We start from the raw sequence: 25,972 nt of genomic DNA on the forward strand, positions 1-25,972 counted from the left end.
CGGTAGCTAAGCCCTCCAGCGCCGATGGTACTGCACTCGGGAGGGTGTGGGAGAGTAGGACGCCGCCGGACTCAACGTGACAGAAAGGCCCACCCGGGTATCCGGGTGGGCCTTTTCTGCGTTTCCGTGACGGTTTGGTGTGGGGTCGGTTTTGCCGGCGGTGGTGCCCACTCAGGGCGGTCAGGCTTGATCCCTTCGTGGGCACCACCGCCGGCAAAACCTAGGCCACAACCACCCGGGCGTGGCTGGCGGCCCACGCCAATCCCGACCCCCCCCAGAGGCCCGAACCGTGGCTGCGGCAGGTGCGCTGGCTGCGGATAGAAATGCGGACGTCGCTACTGACAGCAAGGCCCCCCAGCCGAACGCCAGGCCCGCGACCCGGCCCGCAACGCTTCCAGATCGCCAGCCGTCGCCGAGACCCGCTACCCAGGTCCCATAGGGCACCTCAGCAACGGCCGACCCCTCGAGCCGTCGCTGAGATGCCCTATGCAAGCACCGACGAGCGGCCCGGGCGACGGCTGAGGAGTTCGGCCGTCGCTCAGCCCGCATTGCGGGCGGCGGACGGGTTTACGCGGGATGAGCGACGGCTGAGGAGTCCGGCCGTTGGTCGGGCTGGTTTGTGGGTGGCGGTAGGCGGGGTGGGGGACGGCTGAGGAGTTTGGTCGTTGCTCGGGCGAGCTGGCTGGCGGTGGGTCAGGGGAGGTTGGTGGGGCGGAGGACGCGGTCGAGGCCGTGGGCGATCTGGCGGTTGCCGCTGTTCAGGTTGAAGCGGACGATCTGGGGGTCGAGGTCGTTGCGGTCGGCGTCGACCAGCTTGATGCGCTTCCAGAAGTGGCCCTGGACGTCGACCTTGACGGTGGCGCCGGCGGCGGTCTTCAGGGTGGCGTTGTCGGACTTGAGGGCGGCCTGTTTGGTGATCGTGGCGCCGGGGATCACGTGGTAGAGCAGGACCGACTCGACGGTGTTGATGCCCAGGCCGGCGACGGCGGTGAAAGCCTGCTTCTCGCCGGACAGCTTCCTGGTCTTCTGGATGTCGGCGACCAGGAGCTGGAAGGCGCGGTCGTTCGGCAGGAAGGCGGTCAGTGGCGTCTTGCCGTCGGCGAGGACCTTGACGGGGCTGGACGGCTTGGCCTTCAGGACGGCCTGCACGGCGGCGGTCAGGATGTCGTAGTCGTGGCCGTTGCGGTCGAAGCCGCTCTTGTCGGCGGTCAGGACCGTGGCCAGCGAACGGGTGCCCAGCGGCTTGGGCTTGGTGGTCTTGCCGTGTGCGGCGGCCGGGGAAGCGGCGAGGGCGGAGACGACGAGCGCGGCGGTCGCCACAGCGGCGGCGCGGGTGATCCTCATTGTCTTTCGTCCTTTCGAAGTGTGCGGTGGCTTCGGCGCCACCACCCGTACTTCGCTCGGTGTCCCGGTCATGGATGCACCGGATCGAAAGTTCTCCGGCCGGCGTGGGCTAGATCGTGATGGACGGGCCGGGTGAAGTGCTGATGGGCGAGGTGGCCGGGAACGTCACGCCGGTGAGGGCCTCGGAGACGGACCAGAGGCGCTGCTGGACGGCGACGTCGTACGACCCGGGGCTCGAAGTGACCAGCCGGGGGTGGCCCTTGACCTGGTAGCGGCCGCCGGGACCGTAGTACTGGCCGCCGAGCACGGCGGGGTCGGTGGCGGCGCGCAGGGTCGGCAGCGCGCCCATCGCCGGGGTCTGGGTGATCAGCGGCGCGAGCCAGTTCAGGGGGAGACGGAGGGGCGCCGGGGTGTTCCGGGCGAGTTCGGTGCTGGACACGCCGGGGTGCGCGGCCACCGCGACGGTGGTGCCGTGCGAGGCGATGCGGCGCTGCAGCTCGTAGGTGAACATCAGGTTGGCGAGTTTCGACTGGCCGTAGGCGGCGACCCGGCTGTACGACCGTTCCCACTGCAGGTCGTCGAAGTGGATCGCGGCCCGGATCCGGTGGCCGGTGCTGCTGACCGTCACCACGCGGGAGCCGGGGACCGGCAGCATCAGGTCCAGCAGCAGCCCGGTGAACGCGAAGTGCCCGAGGTGGTTGGTGCCGAACTGCATCTCGTAGCCGTCCGGGGTGACCTGCTTCGGGGTGTACATCACGCCGGCGTTGTTGATCAGCAGGTCGATCCGGTCCCGCCGGGACCGCAGCGCCGCCGCGGCGGTCCGGACCGAGTCGAGCGAGGTCAGGTCCAGCGCCTGCACCGTCACGTCGCCGGTCATCCGGGCCGCGGCCCGCTCGCCCTTCGCGACGTCGCGGACGGCGAGCACCACGGACGCGCCGCGTTCGGAGAGCGCCCTGGCGGTCTCGTACCCCAAACCGGTGTTGGCCCCGGTGACCACGGCGACCCGCCCGCGCTGATCCGGAATGCTCGCCGTCGTCCACTTCTGGTCCATGTCGACTCCCGTCATTTAAGTACCGGCGGTACTTTGATGGGAGAGACGTTAAAGTACCTCCGGTACGATGTCAACGTACCGGAGGTACTTAAGTTAGAGTGGTGGTCGTGACTTTCCAGCGGGCGCGGACCGAGGAGCAGCGGGAGATCCGTCGGCGGGCGATTCTCGACATGGCATCGACGATGCTCGGCGAGATGCCCGTGGCCGCGGTCACCCTGAACGAGCTCAGCCGCCGGGTGGGCCTGGCCAAGCCGAACGTGCTGCGCTATTTCGAGTCCCGCGAGGCGGTGTTGCTGGAGCTGCTGGACCGCTTCCTGCGGGAGTGGCTGATCGAGCTGGCCGATGAGCTGGCCGATGGGGTCGGCGCCGATCTGCCGATGGCCGAGCGGGCGGCGGCGGTGGCCGGGATCCTCAGCCGGTCACTGTCCGGCCGGGCCGTGCTCTGTGAGCTCTTCGGCGCGCAGGGCAGCGTCCTGGAGCACAACGTGTCGGTGGAGGTCGTGGCCCGCTACAAGCGCGCGTCCCTGGAACGTCTGGCGACCATGACCGATCTGGTCCGGAAGCATCTGCCGGAGCTGGGGGAGAACGCGACGCTGTTCAGTCTGCAGACCATGGTCCTGGCCGGCGCGCTGTCGGCGTACAGCACGCCGCCGCCCAGCCTGCTGGCGGCGTACCAGGCCGAGCCCGAGCTGGCTCGCCTGCATGCCAGCCTCGGCGACGCCTTGGAGCAGGGGCTGACCGCGACCCTCCTGGGCGTGCTGCCCCGCCCCTGACGCGGAGAACAGCGTGTGGAGTTCGGGCCCGGATACGGGCTGAACTCCACACGCCATCGGTCAGGAGGTGAGGGTTCCGCGGAGGAGGCTGCTCCCGGAGTGGGTGGGTTGGCCGTCGTGCGGCTCGTCGCTGACGTCGACGAGGCGATAACGGTTCATGTCGGTGCCGGCGGGCACCGGCAGTTCCACGGTCGGCCCGTCGGGCAGGTTGCCGATCGACACCATCTTGCCGGGGCTGTCCGGGTCGAGCAGCCACACCTCGTGGAAACCGGTGGTCAGCGGCAGGCCGCGGACGTCGATCCGCATGCGCCCGTCGGACAGCACCACGACGCTGCCGCTCGCGGAAGCCGGAACCGTCGGCAACGGCGCGAGGGTGGCCTGCGCGGTCACCGTCTTGGCCGGAGTGCGGTCGGGCAGCCCGATGACGGCGACGGTGCCCGCCACCGCGACGATCGCGGCGGCCGCCGCGGACAGGACCGGGGCCAGCCAGCGGGACCGCCGCCGGCCGGGCCGGGCACGGTGGCCCGACAGGTCGGTGACCGTCGCGAGGCCCGCTGCCGGGGCCGGGGGGACGCTGATGTTCGCCTCGATGGCGGCCCAGACGTGTTCCGGCGGGGCGGGGAGATCACGGAGGTCTCCGCATTCGGCGCCGAGATCGGCGACCTCACGCAACGCGCCGAGTTCATGCCGGCAGCCGGCGCACTGGTCGAGGTGATCCGACTCGCCGGCCTCCTGTTGTTCTTCAGAGAGCGCGAGAAGGACCAGCCTGTCGGGATCCAAATGCTGCACCGTCCACCTCCCAACGACGTCGCAGGTTCGCCATTCCACGGCGGATATGGCTCTTGACCGTACCGAGCGGGAGCCCGGTCACGGCGGCTATCTGTGGGTGGGTGAGATCGTCGAAGAAGGCAAGCTCCAGGGTTCGTCGTTGTTCATCGGGCAGCCGGCCCAGCTCGTCGGCGACGACGAGACGGTCCACGACCCGCTCGGGTGACTCCGGCTCGTCGGAGGGTGGCGTGAGCTGGGCCCGTACCGTCTCGGTGGTCCGGACGTCGCGTTCCGCGGACCGCAAGCGGTCGACGGCCTTGCGCCGCGCGATGCCCAGAAGCCAGCCCAGGATCGTGCCGCGCGCCGGATCGAAACCGTCCCGGCCGGTCCAGGCTGCCACGAACGTCAGCTGGGTGACGTCCTCGGCGTCGGCCCGGTTGCCCAGCAGACGCTGGGCCAGGTACAGCACGGCGGCGCCATGCCTGTCGTACGCCGTACGCAGTGCTTTCTCGTCGCCGGCGCGTAACCGCTCGGCGAGTTCGTCGTCGGAGCTCATCGACCTCCTTCCGTTTCCACGCAGTGATTCTCCAAGGGTTCGCTGCGGGGTGGCCCGGCGGATGCACCCGGACACGAAAAAAGGGCCGGCGAAGTCACTCGCCGGCCCTTTCCCGGAATCGTCAGGCGGGGAGACCGCCGACCTGCGTGTTCACCCAGGCGCGGATGGAGGGCAGGTCGCCGTAGATGGACGGGGCGGTGGCGCAGGTCGAGCTGTTGTTGCCGGCCCGGCTGGTCACGCCGATCAGCGCCCAGCGGCCGCTGACCTGGCGCACCTGCGGGCCGCCGGAGTCGCCGTAGCAGGCGCCCGCGTTGCCGTTGGTGTTGTTGGTGCAGATCTCGTACGCGGCGTCGATGCCGGAGCAGCGGCTGTCGGCGACGATCGAGGTGTTGAGCTCGTTGGCGATGCGCGGGGCGGAGCCGCAGCCGCGGGTCGGGCAGGTCTGGCCCCAGCCGATGATGCGGGTCGCGGTGCCGACCGCGCCGGACGTGGTCGGGATCGGCGCCGGGGCGTACGTGACCGAGGACGCCAGTTCGAGGAGCTTGACGTCGATCCGCGGGTGGTTGACGGCCCGGCGGACGGACACGACGGTGCCGCCGCTGGAGCGGTCGGTGCTGCCCACCCGTACCGAAGCGGGGGTGGGGCAGTGTTTCGCGGTGACCGCCCAGTTGGCCTTGATCAGGGAGCCGGTGCAGCCGGACACGTAGACCATGAACGAGTAGTTCTGGCTGGCCGGGGTGCCGCCGACGACGTACGTGCCGGGGCCCGGCTCGGGGTCGGGCGGTGCGGCGGAGGCGGCGGTGGGGGCGAACATACCGGTGACGGCGACCGCCGCGGCGAGCAGCAGTTTGGCTGAGGTGCGCATGAGAACGTCCTTCTGCCTTCGGGGAACGGGTCTCTACCTGCGTCCGAAGGTTTCCAGAAAGTGACGCTCATCGATACATATCAGGCTGTTCCTCTGATCGGGGTGATGGTGGCCGGCTGGCCGGACTCCTCGCCCGGGCGGCGGGTCAGGACACGCGGGCCGTTCTCGGTGATCGCGATGGTGTGCTCGGAGTGGGCGGTCCGGGAGCCGTCGGCCGAACGGATCGTCCAGCCGTCCTCATCGAACTTGATCTTGTCGGTGGACTTGCAGAACCACGGCTCGATCGCGATCGTCAGGCCGGGCTGCAGTCTCATGCCCCGCTTGGCGCGGCCGTCGTTGGGCAGGTGCGGGCCCTCGTGCATGGTGCGGCCCAGGCCGTGGCCGCCGAACTCGAGGTTCACGCCGTACCCGTAGTGGCGGGCGACCGCGCCGATCGCGGCCGAGATGTCGCCGAGGTGGCCGCCCGGCCGGGCCGCGTCGATGCCTGCCTCCAGGGCGACCTCGGTGGCCTCGATCAACTGCAGGTCCGCCGGGTCGGGGGAGCCGACGATCACCGACACCGCGGAGTCGGCGACCCAGCCGTCGATGCCGACCGCCATGTCCAGGCTGAGCAGGTCGCCGTCGCGCAGCACGTAGTCGTGCGGCAGTCCGTGCAGCACCGCGTCGTTGACCGACAGGCACAGCACGTTGCGGAACGGGCCGCGGCCGAACGACGGTGCGTAGTCCCAGTAGCAGGACTCGGCGCCGCGCTCCTTGATCCGGCCCCGGGCGTGGTGCTCGAGGTCCATCAGGTTCATGCCGACGGCGGCGGACGCGCTCAGCTCGGCCAGCAACTCGCCGACGAACTGCCCGGTCACCGCCATGCGGTCGATCTCCGCGGACGACTTGAGCTCGATCACGACAACCTCCCCTTACGGATGCGGTATTTTTATACCACGCCCTTCGGGGAGACTATCCTGCGGACATGGTTCGCCAACCACTGACCGCCGAACAGATCGCCGCCGGCCGGCGCCTCGGGGCCGCCCTGCGCGTCGCCCGGGCCGGCCGCAGCCTCGTCGACGTGGCCGCGGCGGCCGGCATCTCCCCCGAGACGCTCCGCAAGATCGAAGGCGGGCGGCTGCCCGCGCCCGCCTTCGGCACCGTCGTCTGCCTCAGCGAGGCCCTCGACGTCCCGCTCAGCGACCTCGCCGAGGTGTGGCTGGCCGACACCCGGATCCGGCAGGCCTCCTGACGGGGAGTCAGCCGGCGGCGCGGCGTACCAGATCGGTGATCCTCTCCTCGGTGGTGGCGGAGAGGCCGGTCACCGCGAAGTAGGTGGACCAGATCTCGCCGTCGTCGAGCCGGGCCTCGTCGCTGAACCCGAGCATCGCGTACCGGGATTCGAACTTGGCGGCCGGCTGGAAGAAGCAGACCACCTTGCCGTCCCGGGCGTACGCCGGCATCCCGTACCAGAGCTTCGGGGTGAGGCCCGGCGCGGCCGCCTTGATCAGGGCGTGCACCCGCGCGCCGATCTCCCGGTCGGCCCCGGCCATCTCGGCGATCTTCGCGAGCACCTCGGCCTCCTTCGTGCCGGCCTTCAGCTCCTTCGCCCGCTCCTTCATCGCACCGCGCTCGGCCTCGGTGAACCCGTCGTACGTCTTGGTGCTGGTCATGGCAGTTCCTTTCGTCGGGGGACGGCCTCGGGATTCATCCGGCCACCGGCGCCGCCCGGCCCGCGCCTGCCGTGGGACGCCGTGGGACACCGACCGTCGGCCTGGCCAGGGCGTATCTGCTCAAGATCGGTAGCCGTGGGACGGGACGGTACGGTGTTGCACGTGGCCGGCCCCCAGGAACGACTGGTGAACCAGCCGTGCACGTCGCGCACCGGCTCGCCACCGCCTACCCGGACGGTGGGCTCTACCTCGACCTGCACGGCTTCACCCCCGGCCAGGAACCCCTCGAACTGCAGGCCGCGCTCGGCCGCCTGCTCGCTGCCCTCGACGTCACCGACCTGCCCGCCACCGGCGCCGACGCCGACCGGGTCCGGCCGCTGCTGCCCGGCTGCGGCACCGTCCCGGCTGGACGGTCGCGGTGCTGGCCGAACGGCTGCGCGACACCACGAACCGGTTCGGGGCCGCGTTCGGGATGTCGCTGCGGCAGCTCGACGACCGGCAGCGGCACGTGTTCCGGCTGCTCGGGATGCTGCCCGGGGGGGATTTCGACGCGGAGGTCGCGGCCGAACTCGCCGCCTCTGCTCCCTCGGACGACGCGCTGCGCCGGGTGCCGCGGCACTATCTCGCACGGGCGTCCGGCGCTTCCCTGGAATGGCTCGACCTGGAGTACGTCAACCTGGTCGCCGCGTTCGGCACCGCCGTCCGGCTCGGGGACGACGAGGTGGTCGCCGACCTGCCGGACGCCCTGCGGGCCTGGTTCTTCCGGCATCGCGGGACCGATGATCACGTACGGCTGCTCGAAGCCGCCGCCGAGGCCGCCGGGCGTCTCGGCCGGGATCGGCAGCGGTCCGCGCTGCTCAGCGACCTCGGGTTCGCCCTCGCCGCGGCGGGACGGCTCACCCGCGCGTTCCAGGCCTACGAGGCGGCCGCCGTGGCGGGCCCGGACGCCGCGCTCGTGCTGCGGACCGGGTTCGCCTTGCGTGATCTCGGCCGGCCGGACGAGGCCGCCCGGCTGGCCCGCGCCGCCCGCGACCGTGTGTTGAGTTCGGGCGCGCATAGCGGCCGAACTCAACACACTTCTCAGACGCCCGCCCCGCGGACCGCCTCGTAGAACTCGGCGGACCGGTCGATCAGCTCGGTCACGTCCTTCACCGCCGCGGGCAAGGTGATGTAGACGTGGTCGGCGCCCGCCTCGGCCAGCGCCGCCACGTCCTCGGCCAGCTGGGCGACGTTCCCCGCGTACGGCGGACGGGGCTGCGCCGTCGCCTCGGACAGATCCAGGGTGGCGATCTGCACCGTGCAGCCGATGGTCGCCGGATCCCGGCCGGCCTCCTCGGCCAGGCGCCGGACCAGGCCCAGCTTCTCCGCCACCTGTTCCGGCGTCGCCCCGCTGGCCACCCAGCCGTCCGCCCGCCGCGCCACCCGGGCCAGCGCCCGGTCGGTGGCCGCGCCCAGCAGGATCGGGATCCGCCGGGCCGGCTTCGGCCCGATGTCCGCGGCGTCCACACTGAACCGCGTGGTGGTGAAACTGACCGGATTCGGCCCCCAGGCCGCCTCCGCGATGTCCAGGAAGTCGTCCAGCGCCCGCCCGCGCTCGGTGATCGGCACCGCCCCGCCCGCCGCGAACTCGTCGATCGACCAGCCCGACCCGAGCCCCGCGATCAGCCGCCCGCCACTCGCCGAGTCGAGGGTCGCCAGCTGCTTCGCCAGCCGCAGCGGCACATGCAACGGCACCACCAGCACCCCGGTCCCCAGGCTGATCCGCTCGGTCACCGCCGCCGCCATCGACAGCGTGACCAGCGCGTCGGTCACCCCGCGGTAGAGGTCCGGCCAGGGCAGCCCCGGCACGTTGTAGAGCCCGTGCGGCCCGCTCTGGTCCTCGGGCACGAGCAGGCGCTCGAACGCCCACAGACTGTCGAAACCGATCTCCTCCAGGGCCCGCGCCGCGGCGACCACATCCAGGCCGGGCGTGAACTGCTGGAACTGGGGCAGGCTGACACCGAGTTTCACCATGCCCGCCACCATTCCACAGGAGACGGTCGGCGGGCTGTCCACTTCCGGTCACACCCCTCAGCTGGCTCTCCGGGTTGTCTCCAGGCCGTCGAGACAGCCCGGAGAACCAGCCGAGGGGTGTGTCAGTAGGCGAAGGGCCAGCCGTCGGCGTCGTAACCGATGGCGTTCAGGCCGAGGGCGGAACCGCCGGTCTCGGTGTAGTAGTGGTAGACCAGCAGGTCGCCGCTGCTGGTGGTGAGGACGGCGGGATGACCCGGGCCGTGGACGCTGCCGTGCGCGGACAGGATCTCGGTGCCGCCGCCCGCGGTCATCGGGGTGCCGTCCCGGTCGGCGAACGGGCCCCGCGGGCTGGCCGAACGGCCGACCATCGTGCGGTACGTGCTGGCGGCGCCCTTGCAGCACGCGTCGAACGAGACCCACAGGTAGTAGTAGTCGCCGTGCTTGACCAGGTGCGGGGCCTCGATGGCGGTGTCGCCCCGGGTGGCCAGGGCAGCCGGGGTGGCGTCGCCGGGCGCGCGCAGGCCGGTGGCCGGGTCCAGGGGGATCTGCTTGATGCCGGTCCAGAACGAGCCGAACGTCATCCACCAGGCGCCGGAGCCGTCCACGTACAGATTCGGGTCGATGGCGTTGAAGTCGGAATCCGTGCCGCTCTCGATGACCAGGCCCCGGTTCTGCCAGCTGCCGGACGCGCCGGTGGCGCTGGTGGCCAGGAAGATCGCCGAGTGGTTGGAGCCGAACGTGGAGGCCGAGTAGTACAGGTGGTAGCGACCGTCGTGGTAGGAGACGTCCGGGGCCCACAGGGCGGTGCTGCCCTTGGTGTAACCGGTGGTCCACGGCGCGCCGCCCGGGAAGACCGGGCCGGCCTCGGTGAACGTCTCCAGGTCGGTGGAGGTCAGCAGCCTCAGGTTGTCGCCGGTGTGCGCGAGGAGGTACCCGCCGTCCGGCTTCGCGACGATCGTGGGGTCGTGGACGCCGCTGTCGCCCAGGACGAACCGTGGCTCCGGGTACGCGCTCGGCGCCACCGCCGGTGTGGTGACTGCTGCGGGCGCACCCCCGTTGCGCGCCCGCAGCACGACGATGCCCGCGATCACGGCGATGACCAGCGCGGCAACGACAAAGGCGGTGCGGCGTACGGGGCGCGAACTCACGAACATCGCCAAGATGTTAACGATCACAACGCGCGCGTCAAGATCCCTCCCGGAAACGGGCGGACCGGGCCGCCCCACATGATGGAACGCGGGCTGTGACGGTACTTATATTTACGAACGGTCGGTCGTTTTGTAGGTTCGTCGGTATGACCCAGGACGGCAGGCTGATCCGCGGCGAGCGGACCCGCAGCGCGGTGCTCGAGCAGGCATTGCTGCTGGCCACCGTCTCCGGCCTGGACGGCCTGTCGCTCAGCCAGGTCGCCGACGCGCTCGGCGTCAGCAAGTCCGGCCTCTTCGCGCACTGGCGCTCCAAGGAGGCCCTGCAACTCGCCGTCGTCGACCAGGCCCGCGCCCAGTGGACCGACCGGGTCATCCGCCCGGCCCGCACCGCGCCCGCCGGAGTCCGCCGGCTGTGGGCGGTGCACGACAGCCGGCTCGCCTTCTACGAGGCGAAGGTTCTGCCCGGCGGCTGTTTCTTCGCCAACGCCCACTTCGAGTTCAACGCCCGCCCCGGCGCCATCCGGGACCGGCTCGCCGCCGAACTCGCCGACTGGATGGCGTTCCTGACCGGGCTCGCCGCCGAGGCCGTCGAACTCGGCGAGCTGCGGCCCGACGTCAGCCCGGACGGCCTCGCCTACCTCACCGAGTCCCTCGGCATCTGCGCCGTGATGCAGGCGCCCGTGCTCGGCACCGAGACCACCTGCGGCCAGGCCCGCCGTGCCCTGCACGAGCACCTGCGTGCCATCGCCACCGACCCGACGATCCTCCCGGAGCTGACATGACGAGCGTTCTGACCTTCGGCGATGTGGTTCACACCGCCGTCCACTTCGACGACCTCGACGCCATGGGGATCCTGCACAACTCGCGGTACGCGGTCCTCGTCGAGCGGGCCGTCAGCAAGTGGTGGGCCGACCGGGGCATCGCGTTCGCCGGCGGGCAGCCGACGTCGCCCGACGCGTTCAACGCCGTCCGGGAGTACGCGATCACCTTCCACCGGCCGGTGAACAGCGTCGGCGACATCGCCGTGCACTTCTGGCTGGAGAAACTCGGCACCACCAGCGCCGACTACCGGTTCCGGGTGACCTCGCTCGACGGCGGCGCGGTGTACGCGGAGGGCCGCCGGGTCAACGTCCGCCTCGACCCGGCGACGATGCGCCCGGCCCCGTGGACCGAGCACGCCCGCGGCATCGCCGCCGCCCTCGTCAAGCCGTGACCGGCCGCCTGTAAGACTGACGTCCGTCGCTGGATCACGGGGGTCCGGCGCCGGACGGCGGAGGTACGGACGTGACCCAGCGGTCGCGGCAGGTCCTGCTCATCACCGCGGCGATGATCGACGCGCTGGGCAGCGGCATCTGGGTGCCGTTCAGCCTGATCTTCTTCAGCCGCGGCCAGGGCATCCCGCTGACCACCGCCGGGACCGCGCTGACCGTGGGCGCGCTGGCCGGGCTGGTCGTCGGCTACCGCAGCGGGCACCTGGTGGACCGGCGGGGCGCCGGGTTCGCCGCGGTGCTCAGCAACGTGCTGCGGACCTGCTCGTACTGCCTGTATCCGCTGGTGCACTCCACCTGGCAGCTGATGCTGGTGGTCTGCGTGACAGCGGCCGCCGACCGGATGTACTGGACCGCCAACGCCCCGATGATCGGCACCCTGTTCCAGGGCCGCCAGCTCGACCGCTTCCTCAGCCTCGCCGCCGTCGCCCGGGTCCTCGGCCTCGGCGCCGGCGCGGGTCTCGCCGGGTTCCTCGCCGGCACCGCGACCGGCCTGCGCTCCCTCGCCGTGCTCAACGGCCTGTCGTTCGCGGTCGCCGCCGTCCTGATCACGCTGGCCCTCGGCCGGATGATGTTCCGCGTCCCCGCCCCGGCGGCCGACCGCGGCGAACCCGCCGCCTCCGTCTGGCGCGACCGTCCCTACCTCGTGCTGTGCGGCATCCAGGTGCTGTACGTGCTGGCCGGCTCCACCTTCGTGCTGATCCTGCCGGTCGTCGTCCTGGACGTGATGGACGGCCCGCTGTGGCTGCCCGGCGCCGCGATCGTCGCCGGCAACCTGGTCCTCGCCCTCGCGCAGGCCCCGGTGCTGCGCTGGGTCGGGCGGGTGCCGCGGGCCCGCTTCCTGATCCTCGCCGTCTTCTTCTACGCCGCCGGGCTCCTGCTCATGACACCGGCCGCGGAGATCGGCCCGGACCTGGTCGTCCCGATCGTCCTGACCGCCGCCGTGCTCGGCGCCGTCGGTGAGGCGTTCTGCTTCCCCCTGATGATCGCCGCCGCCAACGAGGTGGCCCCGGACGGGCAGAAAGGCCGGTACAGCGGCCTCTTCCAGACCGCGTGGGGCCTCGCCGACGTGTGCGGGCCGCTGCTCTACACCACCCTGCTCGCGGTCGGCAACGCGCTGATGTGGGGCACCGCCGCCGCGGTCGTGCTCGGTGTCCTGCCCGCCGTCCTCTGGCTGCGGCACCGGTTCCCCGCCCGGGTCCTCGCCGAGGCGGCCGTATAGCCCGGGATCCGGATCCTCCGCGGCGGGCGTTTCCCGACCGTCTCGCTCGTCGGCGGCACCGTGGCAGCCCGGGTTCGTCGCGGAACATGGACGGCGACTCGTATCATCCTCGCCATGTCGAACCACCCCCGCCGACGGCGGGGTCTCCGCAACCGTGCGCTCGCGGCCTGTGCGGCGGTCGCCGTCATGGTCGCGTCCGCCCCGCCCGCCGTCGCGGCCGAACCTGTCAGCCAGCGCCAATGGTTCCTCGCGGCGGTCAAGGCCCGGAACGCGCACAAGATCACCAAGGGCGCCGGGGTGATCGTCGCGGTGATCGGCAGCGGCGTCGACGCGGGACACCCCGACCTGGCCGGCGCGGTGCTGCCCGGAATCGGAGGTGCGGCGAACCGGACCGGGCGTACCGACCCGGACGGCGCCGGCACCCGCGCGGCCGGGATCATCGCGGCCCGCGGTGGCGGCGACCAGGCCCTCGGCATCGCCCCACGATCCAGGATCCTGCCGGTGGCGGTCGGCACACCCACCGTCTCGCTGGCCCAGCCGATCCGCTGGGCCGTCGACCACGGCGCCAAGGTCGTCAGCATCACCGTCCCCGGGCCGCGGGTGCCTGCGGACGAGGCCGCGGCGATCGCGTACGCCCTGGCCAAGGACGTCGTCGTGGTCACCGGCGCCGATCGGGCCGGCGGCGAGCCGGTCCGGATCCCCGGTGTCGTCGCGGTCTCCGGGATCACCCGCGCCGGCGCGGTCTGGACCGGTTCCGCGAGCGGCCCCCAGGTCGCGCTGGCCGCCCCCGCCGAGGCCGTCCTGAGCACCACGGCCCGGCAGGCCGACGCCGACGGCTACTCCACCGCCACCTCGGCCGCCAACGCGACAGCGATCGTCAGCGGCGTCGCGGCCCTGATCCGGGCCAGGTTCCCGCGCATGCGTGCCGCCGACGTCGCCAACCGGCTGATGCGCACCGCCGCCGACCGGGGTCCGGCCGGCCGCGACGACCGCTACGGCTTCGGCGTGGTCGACGCCGAACGTGCCCTCACCGCCCAGGTCCCCCCGTTCCAGGCCACCCCGGCGTCCCCGGCGCCGTCACCGGCGGCGGCAGCCCCATCCGACGGCGGCGCGAACGGGGACAACGGCTTGCTGGACACGCCGTGGGGACGGTTCGGGCTGGTCCTGGCGATCGGCGCCGTCCTGCTGTCGGTCCTGGCCGGCGGGGTGCTGCTGGCGGCGCGCGCGTCCGCCCGCCGGTCGCCGCCGTGGCCACCCGCCCCACAGGTGCAGCACCAGGCCGGGCCGGTCGCCGGTCGTCCACCCACGGGCCCGGCCGGAGACTGGTAGACGACTCCGTTCAGACGGGCCGGGATGCCTGCGGCGTACGAGTCCGGACCGGAGTTCGAGGCGTGCAGTTCCGAACGGAGCTCGGGGCGTGCTGGTCCGGAACCGAGCTCGGGGCGTGAGGGTCCGGAATGGAGCCCGGTGCCGGCTCCCTGGTGTGCCGGGGTGAGGCCGTCGACCGGGCGCGGCGGCCGACGGTTCGATCTTGGGGATCCGGGACCGGGTCGAGGCGAACAAGATCGGCTTCGCGCCCGATGTTGTGCCTTTTGCTCCGGAAAGCCGGTGCCCCGCATCCAAGATCGCGAGCCTTGTCGATCTTGGGCCGGGAAGACCGATGTGCGCCGTACAAGATCGCGGGCGGCGGGCGGTTCCGAATGTCCGCTACCCAAGATCGCGGGCGGCGGGCAGTCCCGGATGTCCGCTACCCAAGATCGCGACTCGTGCACCTGACTTCGAGGGCCTCCCGGGTGCCCCGTCGCGGGATCGCGGGTGCGGGCGTGAGCCACCGAGAAGAAGGCCCCGGATGAGGGCCAGCCGTCCAAGATCGCGGTAAGGGGGACAGCCGGGCAAGTGAAGGTCTCGCGTGCAGCCCGGACCTCGTGAGGAGGCCGAGCGAGAGGCGGCCCGGATCCTCGAGATCGCCGGGTGGGACGGTTCGGGGTAGCGGTGACCATCGCATTCGGCCCGGTGGACGCGCTGCGGTCCGGACCACCGCCGGCCTCGCGCGGGACTCACGGGACGGGTCGCTCCGGCGTAGGGCGGCGTACGGCGTACGAAATCCGGGAAGGACCGTGGGCCGCCCGCATGGCGGATTAGATCTTTCGCGGCGGGGCAATCTTGAGAGGGTGAACTGGCTCGAATTCGCCTTGTTGCACGTCGACGAGCCGGTCACCGTCCGGGTGGAGGCGCCCGGCCGGCGACCGGTCCCGGTCGGCCCGTGCGTGATCGCCCACCATGACGGCGCCACGACCGTGCTGTGCCCGCCCGATACGATCGCGCCGCCCGGCACCCGGATCACCCTGCCGGCCGGTGACACCGTGGAGACGCTCACCGTCGTCACCACCGTGCATCTGTCGGCGCACGGCACCCGGCTGCCCGCGCACCAGCAGCTCGACGTCGCCCGCGGGGCCGCCGCCCGGACCGTGTGCCGGCCGACCGTCCGGTCGCTGCGATGAGCACCGTCGCCGACGTGGTCGTGCAGCGGCTCGCCGCCTGGGGTGTGGACCGCGTGTTCGGGTACTCCGGCGACGGCATCGACCCGGTCCTCGGGGCGCTGCGCCGGGCCGGGGGACCCGCGTTCGTGCAGGCCCGGCACGAGGAGGCGGCGGCGTTCATGGCTGTCGGGCACGCCAAGTACACCGGCGCGGTGGGCGTCTGCCTGTCCACCCAGGGGCCCGGCGCGGTGCACCTGCTCAACGGGCTCTACGACGCCCGGCTCGACTCCCAGCCGGTGGTCGCGATCGTCGGGCAGCAGGTGTCCAGTGTGCTCGGCAGCGCGTACCAGCAGGAGATCGACCTGGTCCGGCTGTTCGGTGATGTGTGCGCCCAGTTCGTGCAGGCCGCGTCCACACCGGAGCAGGTGCCGATGCTGATCGACCGGGCGTTCCGGACGGCGGTCGCCACCCGCAGCCCCACCTGCGTGATCCTGCCGCACGACGTGCAGTCCGCGGATGCGCCCGACCCGCACGCGCAGGAGCACGGGGTGCTGGTGACCAGCCCGGGGCTGCGCCCGGCCCGGCTGGTGCCGCGGGACGAGGATCTGCGTGAGGCGGCGTCGCTGCTCACGGCGGGCGAGCGGGTTGCGATCATGGTGGGGCAGGGGGCGTACGGGGCCGCGCCGGAGATCCGGGAGCTCGCGGAACGTCTCGGCGCCGGGGTGACCGCGTCGCTGCTCGGCAAGCCGGTCCTCGACGAGACCCTGCCATATCACACCGGGGTCATGGGGCACCTCGGCACGACCGCCAGCGACCAGCTGCTCCGTCACTGCGACACGCTGCTGCTGATCGGCACGAACGACCCGTGGACCGAGTTCTACCCGAAGCCGGGGCAGGCGCGGGCCGTGCAGATCGACATCGACGGGCGGCGGCTCGGCGTGCGGTACCCCGTGGAGGTGCCGTTGCTCGGGGACGCGGCGGAGACCGTACGCCAACTCCTTGATCTTGTGCCGTCGCAGGAGCCGAGGCCGTGGGCCGGCCGGGTCGAGGAGTGGACGGCGCGCTGGCACACGATCGCCGAGTCCCGGGCGCAGGCCCCGGCCGAACCGCTGAACCCGCAGCTCGCCGTCCGGTCGCTGAATCCGCGGCTGCCGGCCGACGCGCGGGTGGCGGTGGATGTCGGGTCGGTCGTCTACTGGTACGCCCGGCACCTGCGCCTGCCCACCGGCGTCCCGGCACACCTGTCCAGCACGCTCGCGTCGATGGGGTGCGGCCTGCCGTACGGGCTGGCCGCGAAACTCGCCGCCCCGGACCGCCCGGTCGTCGTGCTCACCGGCGACGGCGCCATGCAGATGAGCGGCCTGGCCGAACTCGTCACCGTCGCCGCCCGCTGGCGCGACTGGGCCGACCCGCGGTTCGTGATCTGCGTGCTCGACAACCGCGACCTGGCCGAGGTGAGCTGGGAGCAGCGGGAGACCGAGGGTGAGCCCCGGTTCCCGGACTCCCAGGACCTGCCCGCCGTGCCGTACGCGGCGTACGCCGACCTGCTCGGCCTGCGCGGCGTCCGGGTCACCTCCGCGGCGTCGATGGACGCGGCCTGGGCGGAGGCGTTCGCCGCCGACCGGCCCACCGTGATCCAGGCGGTCGTCGACCCCGCGATCCCACTGCTGCCACCGGGCCGGACCTACGAGCAGATCAAGGGGATGTACGAGGGACTTCGTTCCGAGGGCCATCCGGGAGCGGAGGCGCACCTGCGGCGGGAACGGGCCGACGAGGGATTCGACGACCCGGTCTTGCCCCCGGCGCATCGATGAAGTTCCAATGAGGTGTGAATCGTGACGGCGAGCCCGCCTGGGCACCGGGATCGTTCCTGACCAGGCTCACCGCCGGCGAACGGGAGGAGCTGCTGGCGCTCGGCACCACCCGGCGCGTGCCCGGCGGCCGCCACCTGCTGATCGAGGGCCGGCAGGACACCCAGGTCGAGGTGATCCGGCAGGGCCACGTCAAGATCACCACCTCGGTCGGCGGCACGTCCCGGCTGCTCGCCATCCGGCTGCCCGGCGACCTCGTCGGCGAACTCGCCGCCCTCACCGGCAACGGCCGCATCGCCACCGTCACCACCTGCGGCGACGTGGTCGCCACGGTGATCCGGCAGGCCGAGTTCCTGCACTTCGTCGGCCGGCACCCGCACGTCGCCGCGCAGATCACCGCCACCGTCGGCCGGCGGCTGCGCTGGGCCAACGAGCGGCGCTCCGAGTTCTCCGCGTTCCCGGTGCACGTACGCCTCGGCCGGGTGCTCCTGGAGATCGCCACCAGCTGCGGCGACGCCGTCGGCGACGGCGTGCTGATCCGGGTCGAGCTGAGCCAGACCGAACTCGCCTCCCTCGTCGGCGCCCGGGAGGACACCGTCCAGCGGGCGCTGCGCGACCTGCGCCGCGAGGGCCTGGTCCGCACCGGTTACCGCCGGATCACCGTCCTCGACGCGGCCGGGCTGCGCGCGCTCACGGAGAAGGCGGAATGGCTGTAGGGCCGATGTAGATCCAGCCGCGTTCCCGGTAACCCTTCTCCGGCAGGTCCACCGTCATCTCCCGGAAGTCCGCCGCCGGTGGGTGTACGCCGGGCACGATCACATCCCGGTACAGCACGTCCGGCAGCCCCAGCACGTACGTCGCCGCGGGGTTGTCACCGACCGCCGCCCGCAGCGGCGGACTGTCCAGCAGCCGGTGCACGGCGATCGCCGCCGCGCCCACCCAGCCGTTCGGCGCCTCCTTCACCAGCCCCCGGTGCAACGCCACCCGCAACCGCATCGTCTCCGCGGCGTCCCGGCCCCGGTCCCGGTCGGCCAGCCGCTCACCCAGCTCCCGCAGCAGCACCGGGATCACCGCCGACTCGTCGATCCCGACCGGCAGCACGGTGAACTGGCCGTCCCCGGCCGGCTGCGGGCGCACCCGGCCGTCGTCGATGCCCGCCGCCTGCCGCGCGTCCTGCAGGACCCGGACCAGGTCGTGCTGCAGCAGCTCGGTCTCGGCGTTACCGCGGCGGCTGTAACCGACCACGTCCGCGGCCATGCACAACCGGACCGCCGCCGTGTCGCCGGCGTCCGGCTGCAGCGGCTCGTGGAACGGGACCCCGGACACCTCGCCCGCGCCCTCGACCCGTACCGACAGCAGGCCGCCCACCTCGGTCGCGGCGGCCGGGATCTCCAGCAGCGCGTGCATCGCGTACGTCCGGGGCAGGCGGGCGCGGCGGTCCGCGTACCCCCACCCGAACGTGGCGCTCTGCGCCCCCGACGTCCACACCCGCGGCCCGCCACGCCGCATCGCCAGCCGCCGCAGCAGACCCGGCCGCGCCACCGCCGCCGTCCGCGCCGCCACCGCCGACCCCGGCCCCGACGGCACCAGACCGAACGCGTCCCCGTCCGCGTCCAGCCGCACCGCACGGCAACCCGGCCCGGTCAGTGCCACGTCGAACCGGACGCCGGTGGCCCCCGGCACCGGGTCCAGGTCGAACGCGAACAGCGCGCCGACATACCGGTGTCCCATCGCGCCGCGGCCCCGCAACGGCGCCGGGAGCTCCTCCGGCGGCACCGGATAGATCAGCGGATGCCCGCACCGCACCCCGCCGGGCGGGCCCTCGCCGGTGTCCCCCCGCCCGCTGACGCCCGTCCAGGCGTGCCGTCCGAGAACCTCGTCGGCGGTCAACTCGTCATCGCTCCACATGGCCACCCTCCGGCCGCCGATTCTTTCGACCGCCGTCGATCAACTCAAGCGGCTGCTCTTGTGGGAACGAAGAACGCCTCCGGCAGGATGCCGGAGGCGTTCTCGGTTGCTCTTCTGGTGTGGAACGTCAGCGCTTCGCCAGGACCGTGTTGCGAACCTGGTGCTCGACCAGCCTGGTGGACAGCCGCAGCACCTCCGCCTGCCGCCCCTCCGGGCTGAAGTCCTTGCCCGGCTTGAACTCGGCGACGTGCTTCTCCGCCCGCTCGATCAGCCGCAGCAGGTCGGTGACCGCGCCGGGGTGCGCCCGGCACAGGTGGACCGCGATCCGCAGCCGCCGCTCCGGAACCCCGGCCAGGTACTCCGGCATCCCCGCCTTCCATGCGAGCGGGTGCACCAGGTACCCGGCGGGCAGGTTGCCCGGCCCACCCATCGGCGCGAGGATCTGCAGCGCGTCCAGTTTCAGCGGAGGCGACTGCACCCCGGTGAACGCCAGCCCGAGCACGGCGAGCGTCACCACGACGACGATCGCCAGGATCGGGTTACCGCTGCCCGCCGACAGGATGACCCCGAACGCGATGAGTACCAGGGCCCCGCCGGTGAGTGTCCCGGTGCTGCCGGTGGTTTCGCAGGCGTCCTGTCTCGCCTCGTCGAGGTACTTGTTGATGACGCTGTCCAGGAGCGGGTTCTCCGGCTTCCACCGGTCCACCCGCACCGGGACGGTGCGTAGCGATTGCTTGCTCATAGGGGGATATCGAGTCCTTCCCGCTCGTCCGTGTGCGGAATTCCGGACATGCGACCGGCCTTGTGGGCCGAGTGTTCTCCGGCAGTGCCGCGAGAATCGGCATCCCCCACCTGGACTTGAGATCAAATCCAAGCGAGCCTGCGGTACGCCTCCAGCCCGGTGATCAGGAGAGCGGCGCGCTGTACTCCCGGCCCGTCCCCGGCACGGCCGTGGCCAGTCCGCGCCGGGCCCGCTCGGCCCGCACCGCCACGTCGACCACGTCGTAGATCGTGCCCACCACCAGCACGACGATCACCATGCCGGACAGCCAGCGCTCCGGATCGGCCCCGCTCCCGTCGAGGGTGGCGAGGAACTCCGGGTTGAAGAACCGCCCGGTCGCCGCCAGCCACACCACCGGCCCGGCGAACAGCACGGCGAGCACGGCGTTGGCGATGGTCGCCGTGTGCGTCCACGCCCCGCGCCGGAACAGCCACACCGCATAGACCACTTCCAGGATCAGGACCACGATGAGGTACGGCCACCAGAACGCCCAGTTCGCCGGATCCAGCACGGGCGCCTCGGTGAACGCGAACTGCTGCAGCACCAGCCCCGCGATCAGCAGGACCGGCCACAGCACGGCCGCCGCCAGCTGTCCCGGGCCCATGAACCCCGGGTCGTACCGCGGCAGGTCGGCCGGCGTCCACTCCCGGCCGCCGAGCTCGACCCGCGCCACCCCGCTGCGCTCCAGGATCGCGAAGGTGGCCGTCGTCCAGAAGATCAGGTTCACCCCGACCGTCAGGGTCGTCCCGACCGCCCCGCCGACCAGGTCCCCGAACGACGCGTCCTCGAGGACCCGCACCACCACGCCGACCGTCACCGCCGCCGGCACCACGATCGACAGCAGCAGGACCAGGAGTCGGCTCCACACCGGATAGAACTCCGGCCCGATCAGATAGCGCGGCCGTCCCGCGTAACCGTCGGCCAGCCGGTCGGGATCGCCCAGCTCCAGCAGCGCCTGCTCCACCGCGGTGTCGTGCGGCTCGCCCCCGCCCGTCCGGGCGTCGACCGCGTCGTCGATGGAGGTGCGCAGCTCACGCTCGATGTCGGTGCGCTGCTGCTCGGGAACCCGGCGCAGCACGGTGAACACATAACGGTCGATGAGTGTCGTCATTGCTCGCTCCCGGTGTCGGTGCCGGCGGGGATGTCCAGGTCTCCGATCGCCTTGTCCAGCCGCCCCCACTCGTCCCGCAGCGCGGCCGCGATCGCGTCGCCCTGCTCGGTGGTGCGGTAGAACTTCCGCGGCCGGGCCTCCTCGGTGTTCCACGAACTGGTCAGCAGCCCTTGCGCCTCCAGGCGCCGCAGCAGCGGGTAGAGCGTGTTCGCCTCCACCTCGAACCCGGCGGCGCTCAACGTCTCGAGCAGCGAGTATCCATATCCCGGCTCGCGCAGGACCGTGAGACTCGCGACGACCACCGTGCCGCGGCGCAACTCCTGCAGATGACCGGAGAGCGTCGCATCCATTGTCATGCCACAAACAATACTGTGCGACACACACTATGGCAACGGCTACGGCATTGTGCTCGTCCTGATCTCGACCGCCGCGGCGGGTCAGGGGAGGGGTGGGACGTTGGTGGTGACCCAGCGGGCCAGGGCCGCGCGGTCGACCAGGGTGATGCGGCAGCGGCGGGCCACGTCGCGGGCCTGCCGGGTGGGGTGGCCGGTCGTCACCAGCAGGGCCACGTCGGCGCCGTGGATGTCGCGGGCCGTGCCGGCGAAACGTTGCACATGGGGGCTGCCGAGCGGGCCGGTGTAGCGCTTGCACTGCACGACGACCCGGCGGCCGTCGGGAGCGCGGCCGGTGACGTCGGCGCCCATGTCGCCGGAGCCGCCCGAGACGCGGACGCCGCGGCAGCCGCTGGCCCGCATCAGGCGGGCGATGAAGAACTCGAACTCGGTGCCGCTCATCCCGTCGGTGATTGCGATGTTGCGTTCGTGGTCGGCGAGGCGCCGGTCGGCGGCGGAGCGCAGATGGAACCAGGCCGCGCCGGCGGCGATCACGACGGCGGTGATCGCCCCGGCGATCCCCGGATGCTGCCGGACCGCCTCGACCAGCAGCGACAGGGCGAGGAAGCCGCCGGCGAGGGCCGCCAGGGCGGCGCCCGGACTGATCGACCCGCCGCGGCGTCTGCGTCGTCTCGCCACCGGTTCTCCTTCCCGTGTGGAGTCGCCCGCATACGCAATGTAGAGGAGGGGTCCGACAAGAATTCGTGGCGCGATCTCGTGAGTGGAGCGGCGGGGGCGCACTAGTAGGCTCAGGCCCGGTTCGATCAAGCACAGTCAAAGGGACGGATATGAGTGACGAGGCCGAGTTCCACGCGGACCGTACGCAGGAGATCTTCCTGCCGGCCGTGGCTCCGGCCGTGCCGCCGCAGCACGGTGGCGCCGAGGTGATCGAGGTCGCGGCCTTCCGCGGTCAGACGAAGTTCGAGCGCGAGGTGATCGAGAAGATCGCGTCGGCTGCCGCTCGTTCCGTGCCCGGCGTCGCGGAGCTCGGCGGTGACGTGGCCCGCTTCTTCAACTCGGTGCTCGACAAGATCGGCCTGGACAAGGTCGGCGACGCCACCCGCGGGGTGTGGGCGAAGGTCGACGGTACGGATGTGGAGGTCACCGTCATTTTGGTGATCTCGGCGGGGGAGGTGGTCGCGGACGTGACCGCGGCGGTCCGGACCGCCGTCATCCAGGCCGTCGAGCGTTACGGCCTGCACGTCAGCGAGTGCACGGTCAAGGTCGACGACATCCGCCTGCAGGAGCACTGAGAGGGCGGGCACGGGGAAGAGCGGAACAGCGGACGGGGCCGGAGGATGCCGGTAACGTGCGGTTCAGGGTGACCTCACGGGAGGCATGATGATCACCGTGCCGGCGGGCAGCAGCCTGACCCTGCGCTGCCCCGGCACGCAGGGCATCGTCCTCGTCTCGCTCGCCGAGGTGACGGCGCCGTTCATCAGCGAGCTGCCACCGATCCCGGTGCTGAGTCTGGACGGGCCCGGCGTACGCCGGATCGGTGTCGTCGAACTCGTCACCGGCTCCGGCGTGACCTGGGTCGAAGCGGAGCTGCGCAACGACCAGCTGACGGTGATCGGTGACGCGCCGACCGACGTGGTGCAGCGGCGGTCGGCGGCCCGGCGGCCCGGCAGCCATCCGGCGGTCGGGACCGTGCAGATCGAGAACATCGACGGCCGCCACCTGGTCGCGATCCGGGGCCGGGTGGAGGACATCTCCACCGCCGGGCTGCTGCTGCGGGCCACCACCGCGGACAACGTGGCGGCCCTGCCGTACGGGATCGAACGCACCCTGCTGCACGTGACCATGCCGTGGGGTGAGATGACGGCCGCCGTCACCACCGTCGACCAGCGGGCCGACCTGCTCCGCGGCACGTTCGCATGGGTGGAGCCGCACGGCGCCGAGGAGTTGGCCCGGTTCTGCGCCACCCGTACCTGAGCAGGGAAAAGCCCTGCCGGCGAACCGGCAGGGCTTTGTCGGAACCGCGGGTCAGCGCACCACGATGGTGTTCATGACCTTGTCGGCGAAGGTCTGCTTCTTGGCGTCCCACAGCGGGAACAGCCAGCCGACGTAGCAGGAGATGCTGTCCAGGATGTGGGCCAGGTCGCGCACGAACGCGGTGCCGCCACCGATCGGCTGGCCGGTCTGCTCGCTCAGCAGCCGGATGCCCAGCGCCTTGCGGCCCCAGGACTGGCCGGTCTTGCCGGCGAGGTACCAGCGGTTGTAACCGCTGAGCACGATCGCGGCCAGGAAGAACAGCGGGTAGAAGAGGTTGATCGCGCCGGTCTGGAAGTCGATGCCGAGGACGACGCCGAGGAGGGCGAGCGGCAGGACGACGACGCTGTCGACCAGGTACGAGCCGACGCGGGCGCCCCAGCTCGCGTAGTCCGTGCCGGCCTGGCCGTACGAACCCTGGTGGGCGTAGGCGGGCTGGCCGTACTGCGGCTGCTGGCCGTACTGCTCCTGGCCGTACTGCGGCTGCTGGCCGTACTGCTCCTGGCCGTACGGCTGCTGGGGCTGGCCGTACTGCGGCTGCTGGGGCTGGCCGTAGGGCTGCGGCGGCTGCTGACCGTACTGCGGCTGCTGCTGGCCGTACGGGTCACCGGCGTTCGGGTAGCTCATTCTTCGTTCCTTCAATAGGGGAGGCTCGGTGCGAGCCGGTGCAGTTGGAAAATCCAGCTCGCGGCGGCGAGCAGTCCAGCGATCCAGCCGGTCCGGCGCCGCCCGGCCGCCGACCACGGTCGTGGCGGCCCGAGCACACCCGCGGCACGCAGCGCGACGAGTGGGCCCACGGCGACGGTGAAGGCGGCCAGGCCGAAGATCAGAGGATTCGCGTGGAACGCCGCGCCGAACTCACCGCGGACCAGCGCGACAGCCGCGGTCGTCAGACCGCAACCGGGGCACGGCACGCCGGTCAACGTCCGCAGCGGGCACGGCAGGCCCACTCCGGTGGCGTCGACGAGGGCCGGCCACACCGCGGCCGCGACAACGACCAGCGACCCGAAACCGCCGATCCGCTCGGGCACGGAGAACTCACGCAACGAAACACCTTCTGATCAGGAAAACCCGGAGAGCATACGGGTGGAACCCCTGATCAGGCGACCCCTTAACCGATCGACTGACGCCTTTCGGCCTCAACAGAGACCGGCGTCTCACCGGTCAGCCGTCCTCTCCGTCTTCCGGCCTGCCGCGCCGGCGGTCCACGGCCACTGCGGCTTCTGCGCCGGCCGCGGCGCGGACATAGCCGCGTCAGCAATGACAAACTACGAAAAACCCGGCGAGAGCGTCAACTTAAAGTAGCGCAGCCGATCCGGTATGCATGAAGGGTGGGTGGCGTCACGGCCGGGCTCGGGAAGCGGCGGAACGGGGTGGGCCGACGTACCGTTGGTCCGGTGAGTGATGCGCCCGCGCTTGGTACCCGATTCGCTGACGAGCTGCCCGAGATGGGGGTCTCGTGGCAGGCGGCGGAGCCCCCGAAACCGGAACTCCTCGTGCTCAACGAACCGCTCGCCGCCGAGCTCGGGCTCGACGTCGCGTGGCTGCGCAGCGAGGCGGGGATCCGCTTCCTGACCGGGGTCGAGGTTCCCGACGGGGCGAAACCCGTGGCTCAGGCCTACGCCGGCCACCAGTTCGGCGGCTATTCACCGAGGCTCGGGGACGGGCGGGCCCTGCTGCTCGGCGAGATCGGCGGGCGGGATCTGCACCTCAAAGGCTCCGGCCGGACCCCGTTCGCCCGTGGTGGGGACGGGCTCGCGGCGGTCGGCCCGATGCTGCGGGAATACGTGATCAGCGAGGCCATGCACGCGCTCAGCATCCCGACGACGCGGTCGCTCGCCGTGATCGGCACGGGCAAGAGCATTCTGCGGGAGAACCTCGCGCCGGGTGCGGTCCTGGTCCGGGTCGCGGCCAGCCATCTGCGGGTGGGGAGTTTTCAGTACGCGCGGGCGACCGGTGACACCGGCCTCCTGCGGCGGCTCGCCGACCACGCCATCGACCGGCACTACCCCGGAGTCGATCACCTCGGGCTGTTCACGTCGGTGGTCGAGGCGCAGGCGGATCTGATCGCGCGGTGGATGCTGACCGGGTTCATCCACGGGGTGATGAACACCGACAACATGACGATCTCCGGGGAGACGATCGACTACGGGCCGTGCGCGTTCATGGAGGCGTTCGATCCGGCGACCGTCTTCAGTTCGATCGACGAGGGCGGGCGGTACGCGTACGGGAACCAGCCCACCATCGCCCAGTGGAACCTGGCCCGGCTCGCCGAGGCGCTCCTGCCGCTCCTCGACGACGACCAGGACCGGGCGATCGAGAAGGCGACCACGGCGCTCGGCGGTTTCCGCAGCCGTTACGCCGCGGCCACGGTCACCGGTTTCCGGGCCAAGCTGGGCCTGGACGACACGGTCGACGACGCCACCGTCACCTCGCTCATCGAGGACCTGCTCAGCCTGCTCAGAACCGAGAGGAGCGACTTCACCTCGTTCTTCCGCGCATTGAGCAAAGGTGACGTCGACGGCGCTTTCACGGACTGGGTGAAACGCTGGCGCGACCTCGACCCGGACACCGCCGCGATGGACCGGGTGAACCCGATCTACATTCCCCGCAACCACCTGGTCGAGGAGGCTCTCGCCGCGGCCACGGAGGGCGACCTGACACCGTTGCACGCGCTCCTCGGCGCGCTCGCCGATCCGTTCACCGAGCGCCCCGGCCTGGCCCGCTTCGCTGAGCCGGCGCCACCCGACTTCGGCGCCTACCGCACCTTCTGCGGCACCTGACCCGCAGCGGACCGCCGAGTCGTTTGGCAGTGTCAACCGCTGCTAGCGGTGTTG

General features: G+C 71.8%; 29 protein-coding genes. 13 read left to right on the forward strand and 16 right to left on the reverse strand.

The window, feature by feature from the left end; genetic code table 11:
• Positions 1-693 precede the first annotated feature (693 nt).
• The gene (locus tag ACZ3II_RS21200) at positions 694-1,344 is read right to left on the reverse strand and encodes a fasciclin domain-containing protein (protein ID WP_465519406.1); all 651 of its coding nucleotides are present in this window, start codon (positions 1,342-1,344) and stop codon (positions 694-696) included.
• 109 nt (positions 1,345-1,453) lie between these two features.
• Positions 1,454-2,395: an SDR family NAD(P)-dependent oxidoreductase gene (locus tag ACZ3II_RS21205; RefSeq protein WP_465519407.1), complete on the reverse strand. Its 942-nt coding sequence runs from the start codon at positions 2,393-2,395 to the stop codon at positions 1,454-1,456.
• A 107-nt stretch (positions 2,396-2,502) separates the two neighbouring features.
• Between ACZ3II_RS21205 and ACZ3II_RS21210 the strand changes: the two genes are divergently transcribed.
• The gene (locus ACZ3II_RS21210; RefSeq protein WP_465519408.1) at positions 2,503-3,168 is read left to right on the forward strand and encodes a TetR/AcrR family transcriptional regulator; all 666 of its coding nucleotides are present in this window, start codon (positions 2,503-2,505) and stop codon (positions 3,166-3,168) included.
• Positions 3,169-3,228: 60 nt separating this feature from the next.
• Here ACZ3II_RS21210 and ACZ3II_RS21215 read toward each other — a convergent pair whose 3' ends face one another.
• From ACZ3II_RS21215 to map, 4 genes are all read right to left on the reverse strand, one after another.
• Positions 3,229-3,957 (reverse strand): anti-sigma factor, encoded by a 729-nt coding sequence (locus ACZ3II_RS21215; protein ID WP_465519409.1) that lies wholly within the window; start codon positions 3,955-3,957, stop codon positions 3,229-3,231.
• Positions 3,911-4,492, reverse strand: a complete 582-nt coding sequence (locus ACZ3II_RS21220; protein ID WP_465519410.1) for an RNA polymerase sigma factor — start codon at positions 4,490-4,492, stop codon at positions 3,911-3,913. Before ACZ3II_RS21220 ends, ACZ3II_RS21215 begins: the two co-directional genes overlap by 47 nt.
• A 121-nt stretch (positions 4,493-4,613) precedes the next feature.
• The gene (locus tag ACZ3II_RS21225; RefSeq protein WP_465519876.1) at positions 4,614-5,306 is read right to left on the reverse strand and encodes a S1 family peptidase; all 693 of its coding nucleotides are present in this window, start codon (positions 5,304-5,306) and stop codon (positions 4,614-4,616) included.
• A 131-nt stretch (positions 5,307-5,437) separates the two neighbouring features.
• Entirely contained in the window at positions 5,438-6,256 is an 819-nt protein-coding gene (gene map, locus ACZ3II_RS21230) for a type I methionyl aminopeptidase (RefSeq protein WP_465519411.1), read from the reverse strand.
• Positions 6,257-6,321: 65 nt separating this feature from the next.
• On the opposite strand from map, the gene ACZ3II_RS21235 reads away from it, so the two are divergent.
• On the forward strand, positions 6,322-6,588 hold the full coding sequence (locus ACZ3II_RS21235; protein ID WP_465519412.1) for a helix-turn-helix domain-containing protein: 267 nt from the start codon (positions 6,322-6,324) through the stop codon (positions 6,586-6,588).
• 7 nt (positions 6,589-6,595) lie between these two features.
• Here the strand turns inward: ACZ3II_RS21235 and ACZ3II_RS21240 are convergent, their stop codons facing one another.
• Positions 6,596-7,009 carry an iron chaperone gene (locus tag ACZ3II_RS21240; RefSeq protein WP_465519413.1) on the reverse strand — a complete coding sequence of 138 codons (414 nt, stop codon included), beginning with the start codon at positions 7,007-7,009 and terminating at the stop codon, positions 6,596-6,598.
• Between the two features lie 418 nt (positions 7,010-7,427).
• On the opposite strand from ACZ3II_RS21240, the gene ACZ3II_RS21245 reads away from it, so the two are divergent.
• On the forward strand, positions 7,428-8,120 hold the full coding sequence (locus ACZ3II_RS21245) for a hypothetical protein (RefSeq protein WP_465519414.1): 693 nt from the start codon (positions 7,428-7,430) through the stop codon (positions 8,118-8,120).
• On the opposite strand, the gene ACZ3II_RS21250 is transcribed toward ACZ3II_RS21245, so the two are convergent.
• Together ACZ3II_RS21250 and ACZ3II_RS21255 are read right to left on the reverse strand one after the other, a co-directional pair.
• Positions 8,090-9,022 (reverse strand): TIGR03619 family F420-dependent LLM class oxidoreductase, encoded by a 933-nt coding sequence (locus tag ACZ3II_RS21250; protein WP_465519415.1) that lies wholly within the window; start codon positions 9,020-9,022, stop codon positions 8,090-8,092. The genes ACZ3II_RS21245 and ACZ3II_RS21250 overlap by 31 nt on opposite strands.
• Before the next feature lie 122 nt (positions 9,023-9,144).
• Complete coding sequence (locus ACZ3II_RS21255) at positions 9,145-10,176, reverse strand: arabinan endo-1,5-alpha-L-arabinosidase (protein WP_465519416.1); 1,032 nt, start codon at positions 10,174-10,176, stop codon at positions 9,145-9,147.
• Between the two features lie 140 nt (positions 10,177-10,316).
• On the opposite strand from ACZ3II_RS21255, the gene ACZ3II_RS21260 reads away from it, so the two are divergent.
• From ACZ3II_RS21260 to ACZ3II_RS21290, 7 genes are all read left to right on the forward strand, one after another.
• Positions 10,317-10,952: a TetR/AcrR family transcriptional regulator gene (locus ACZ3II_RS21260; protein ID WP_465519417.1), complete on the forward strand. Its 636-nt coding sequence runs from the start codon at positions 10,317-10,319 to the stop codon at positions 10,950-10,952.
• Entirely contained in the window at positions 10,949-11,383 is a 435-nt protein-coding gene (locus tag ACZ3II_RS21265; RefSeq protein ID WP_465519418.1) for an acyl-CoA thioesterase, read from the forward strand. The genes ACZ3II_RS21260 and ACZ3II_RS21265 overlap by 4 nt, the downstream gene beginning before the upstream one ends.
• 71 nt (positions 11,384-11,454) lie before the next feature.
• Positions 11,455-12,660: an MFS transporter gene (locus ACZ3II_RS21270; protein WP_465519419.1), complete on the forward strand. Its 1,206-nt coding sequence runs from the start codon at positions 11,455-11,457 to the stop codon at positions 12,658-12,660.
• A gap of 114 nt (positions 12,661-12,774) precedes the next feature.
• Complete coding sequence (locus ACZ3II_RS21275) at positions 12,775-13,989, forward strand: S8 family serine peptidase (protein WP_465519420.1); 1,215 nt, start codon at positions 12,775-12,777, stop codon at positions 13,987-13,989.
• Positions 13,990-14,831: 842 nt separating this feature from the next.
• Complete coding sequence (locus tag ACZ3II_RS21280; RefSeq protein WP_465519421.1) at positions 14,832-15,161, forward strand: hypothetical protein; 330 nt, start codon at positions 14,832-14,834, stop codon at positions 15,159-15,161.
• On the forward strand, positions 15,158-16,954 hold the full coding sequence (locus ACZ3II_RS21285; RefSeq protein ID WP_465519422.1) for a thiamine pyrophosphate-requiring protein: 1,797 nt from the start codon (positions 15,158-15,160) through the stop codon (positions 16,952-16,954). Before ACZ3II_RS21280 ends, ACZ3II_RS21285 begins: the two co-directional genes overlap by 4 nt.
• A 14-nt stretch (positions 16,955-16,968) precedes the next feature.
• Positions 16,969-17,667: a Crp/Fnr family transcriptional regulator gene (locus ACZ3II_RS21290; RefSeq protein WP_465519423.1), complete on the forward strand. Its 699-nt coding sequence runs from the start codon at positions 16,969-16,971 to the stop codon at positions 17,665-17,667.
• Here ACZ3II_RS21290 and ACZ3II_RS21295 read toward each other — a convergent pair.
• From ACZ3II_RS21295 to ACZ3II_RS21315, 5 genes are all read right to left on the reverse strand, one after another.
• Complete coding sequence (locus ACZ3II_RS21295; protein ID WP_465519424.1) at positions 17,642-18,859, reverse strand: hypothetical protein; 1,218 nt, start codon at positions 18,857-18,859, stop codon at positions 17,642-17,644. The two genes, ACZ3II_RS21290 and ACZ3II_RS21295, sit on opposite strands and share 26 nt — an antisense overlap.
• A gap of 127 nt (positions 18,860-18,986) precedes the next feature.
• Positions 18,987-19,601, reverse strand: a complete 615-nt coding sequence (locus tag ACZ3II_RS21300) for a hypothetical protein (RefSeq protein WP_465519425.1) — start codon at positions 19,599-19,601, stop codon at positions 18,987-18,989.
• A 163-nt stretch (positions 19,602-19,764) separates the two neighbouring features.
• Entirely contained in the window at positions 19,765-20,751 is a 987-nt protein-coding gene (locus ACZ3II_RS21305) for a permease prefix domain 1-containing protein (RefSeq protein ID WP_465519426.1), read from the reverse strand.
• On the reverse strand, positions 20,748-21,107 hold the full coding sequence (locus ACZ3II_RS21310; RefSeq protein ID WP_465519427.1) for a PadR family transcriptional regulator: 360 nt from the start codon (positions 21,105-21,107) through the stop codon (positions 20,748-20,750). The genes ACZ3II_RS21305 and ACZ3II_RS21310 overlap by 4 nt, the downstream gene beginning before the upstream one ends.
• A gap of 81 nt (positions 21,108-21,188) precedes the next feature.
• On the reverse strand, positions 21,189-21,782 hold the full coding sequence (locus ACZ3II_RS21315; protein WP_465519428.1) for a restriction endonuclease: 594 nt from the start codon (positions 21,780-21,782) through the stop codon (positions 21,189-21,191).
• A 149-nt stretch (positions 21,783-21,931) separates the two neighbouring features.
• Here ACZ3II_RS21315 and ACZ3II_RS21320 point away from each other — a divergent pair, with 149 nt between their 5' ends.
• On the forward strand, positions 21,932-22,396 hold the full coding sequence (locus ACZ3II_RS21320; protein WP_465519429.1) for an Asp23/Gls24 family envelope stress response protein: 465 nt from the start codon (positions 21,932-21,934) through the stop codon (positions 22,394-22,396).
• A gap of 85 nt (positions 22,397-22,481) precedes the next feature.
• Entirely contained in the window at positions 22,482-23,078 is a 597-nt protein-coding gene (locus ACZ3II_RS21325; protein WP_465519430.1) for a hypothetical protein, read from the forward strand.
• Positions 23,079-23,129: 51 nt separating this feature from the next.
• Here the strand turns inward: ACZ3II_RS21325 and ACZ3II_RS21330 are convergent, their stop codons facing one another.
• Complete coding sequence (locus tag ACZ3II_RS21330; protein ID WP_465519431.1) at positions 23,130-23,762, reverse strand: RDD family protein; 633 nt, start codon at positions 23,760-23,762, stop codon at positions 23,130-23,132.
• Between the two features lie 11 nt (positions 23,763-23,773).
• Positions 23,774-24,181 carry a DUF2752 domain-containing protein gene (locus tag ACZ3II_RS21335; protein ID WP_465519432.1) on the reverse strand — a complete coding sequence of 136 codons (408 nt, stop codon included), beginning with the start codon at positions 24,179-24,181 and terminating at the stop codon, positions 23,774-23,776.
• Between the two features lie 351 nt (positions 24,182-24,532).
• On the opposite strand from ACZ3II_RS21335, the gene ACZ3II_RS21340 reads away from it, so the two are divergent.
• Complete coding sequence (locus ACZ3II_RS21340; RefSeq protein ID WP_465519433.1) at positions 24,533-25,918, forward strand: protein adenylyltransferase SelO; 1,386 nt, start codon at positions 24,533-24,535, stop codon at positions 25,916-25,918.
• Positions 25,919-25,972: the final 54 nt, after the last annotated feature.

This window comes from Actinoplanes sp. NPDC019969 (assembly GCF_055562375.1).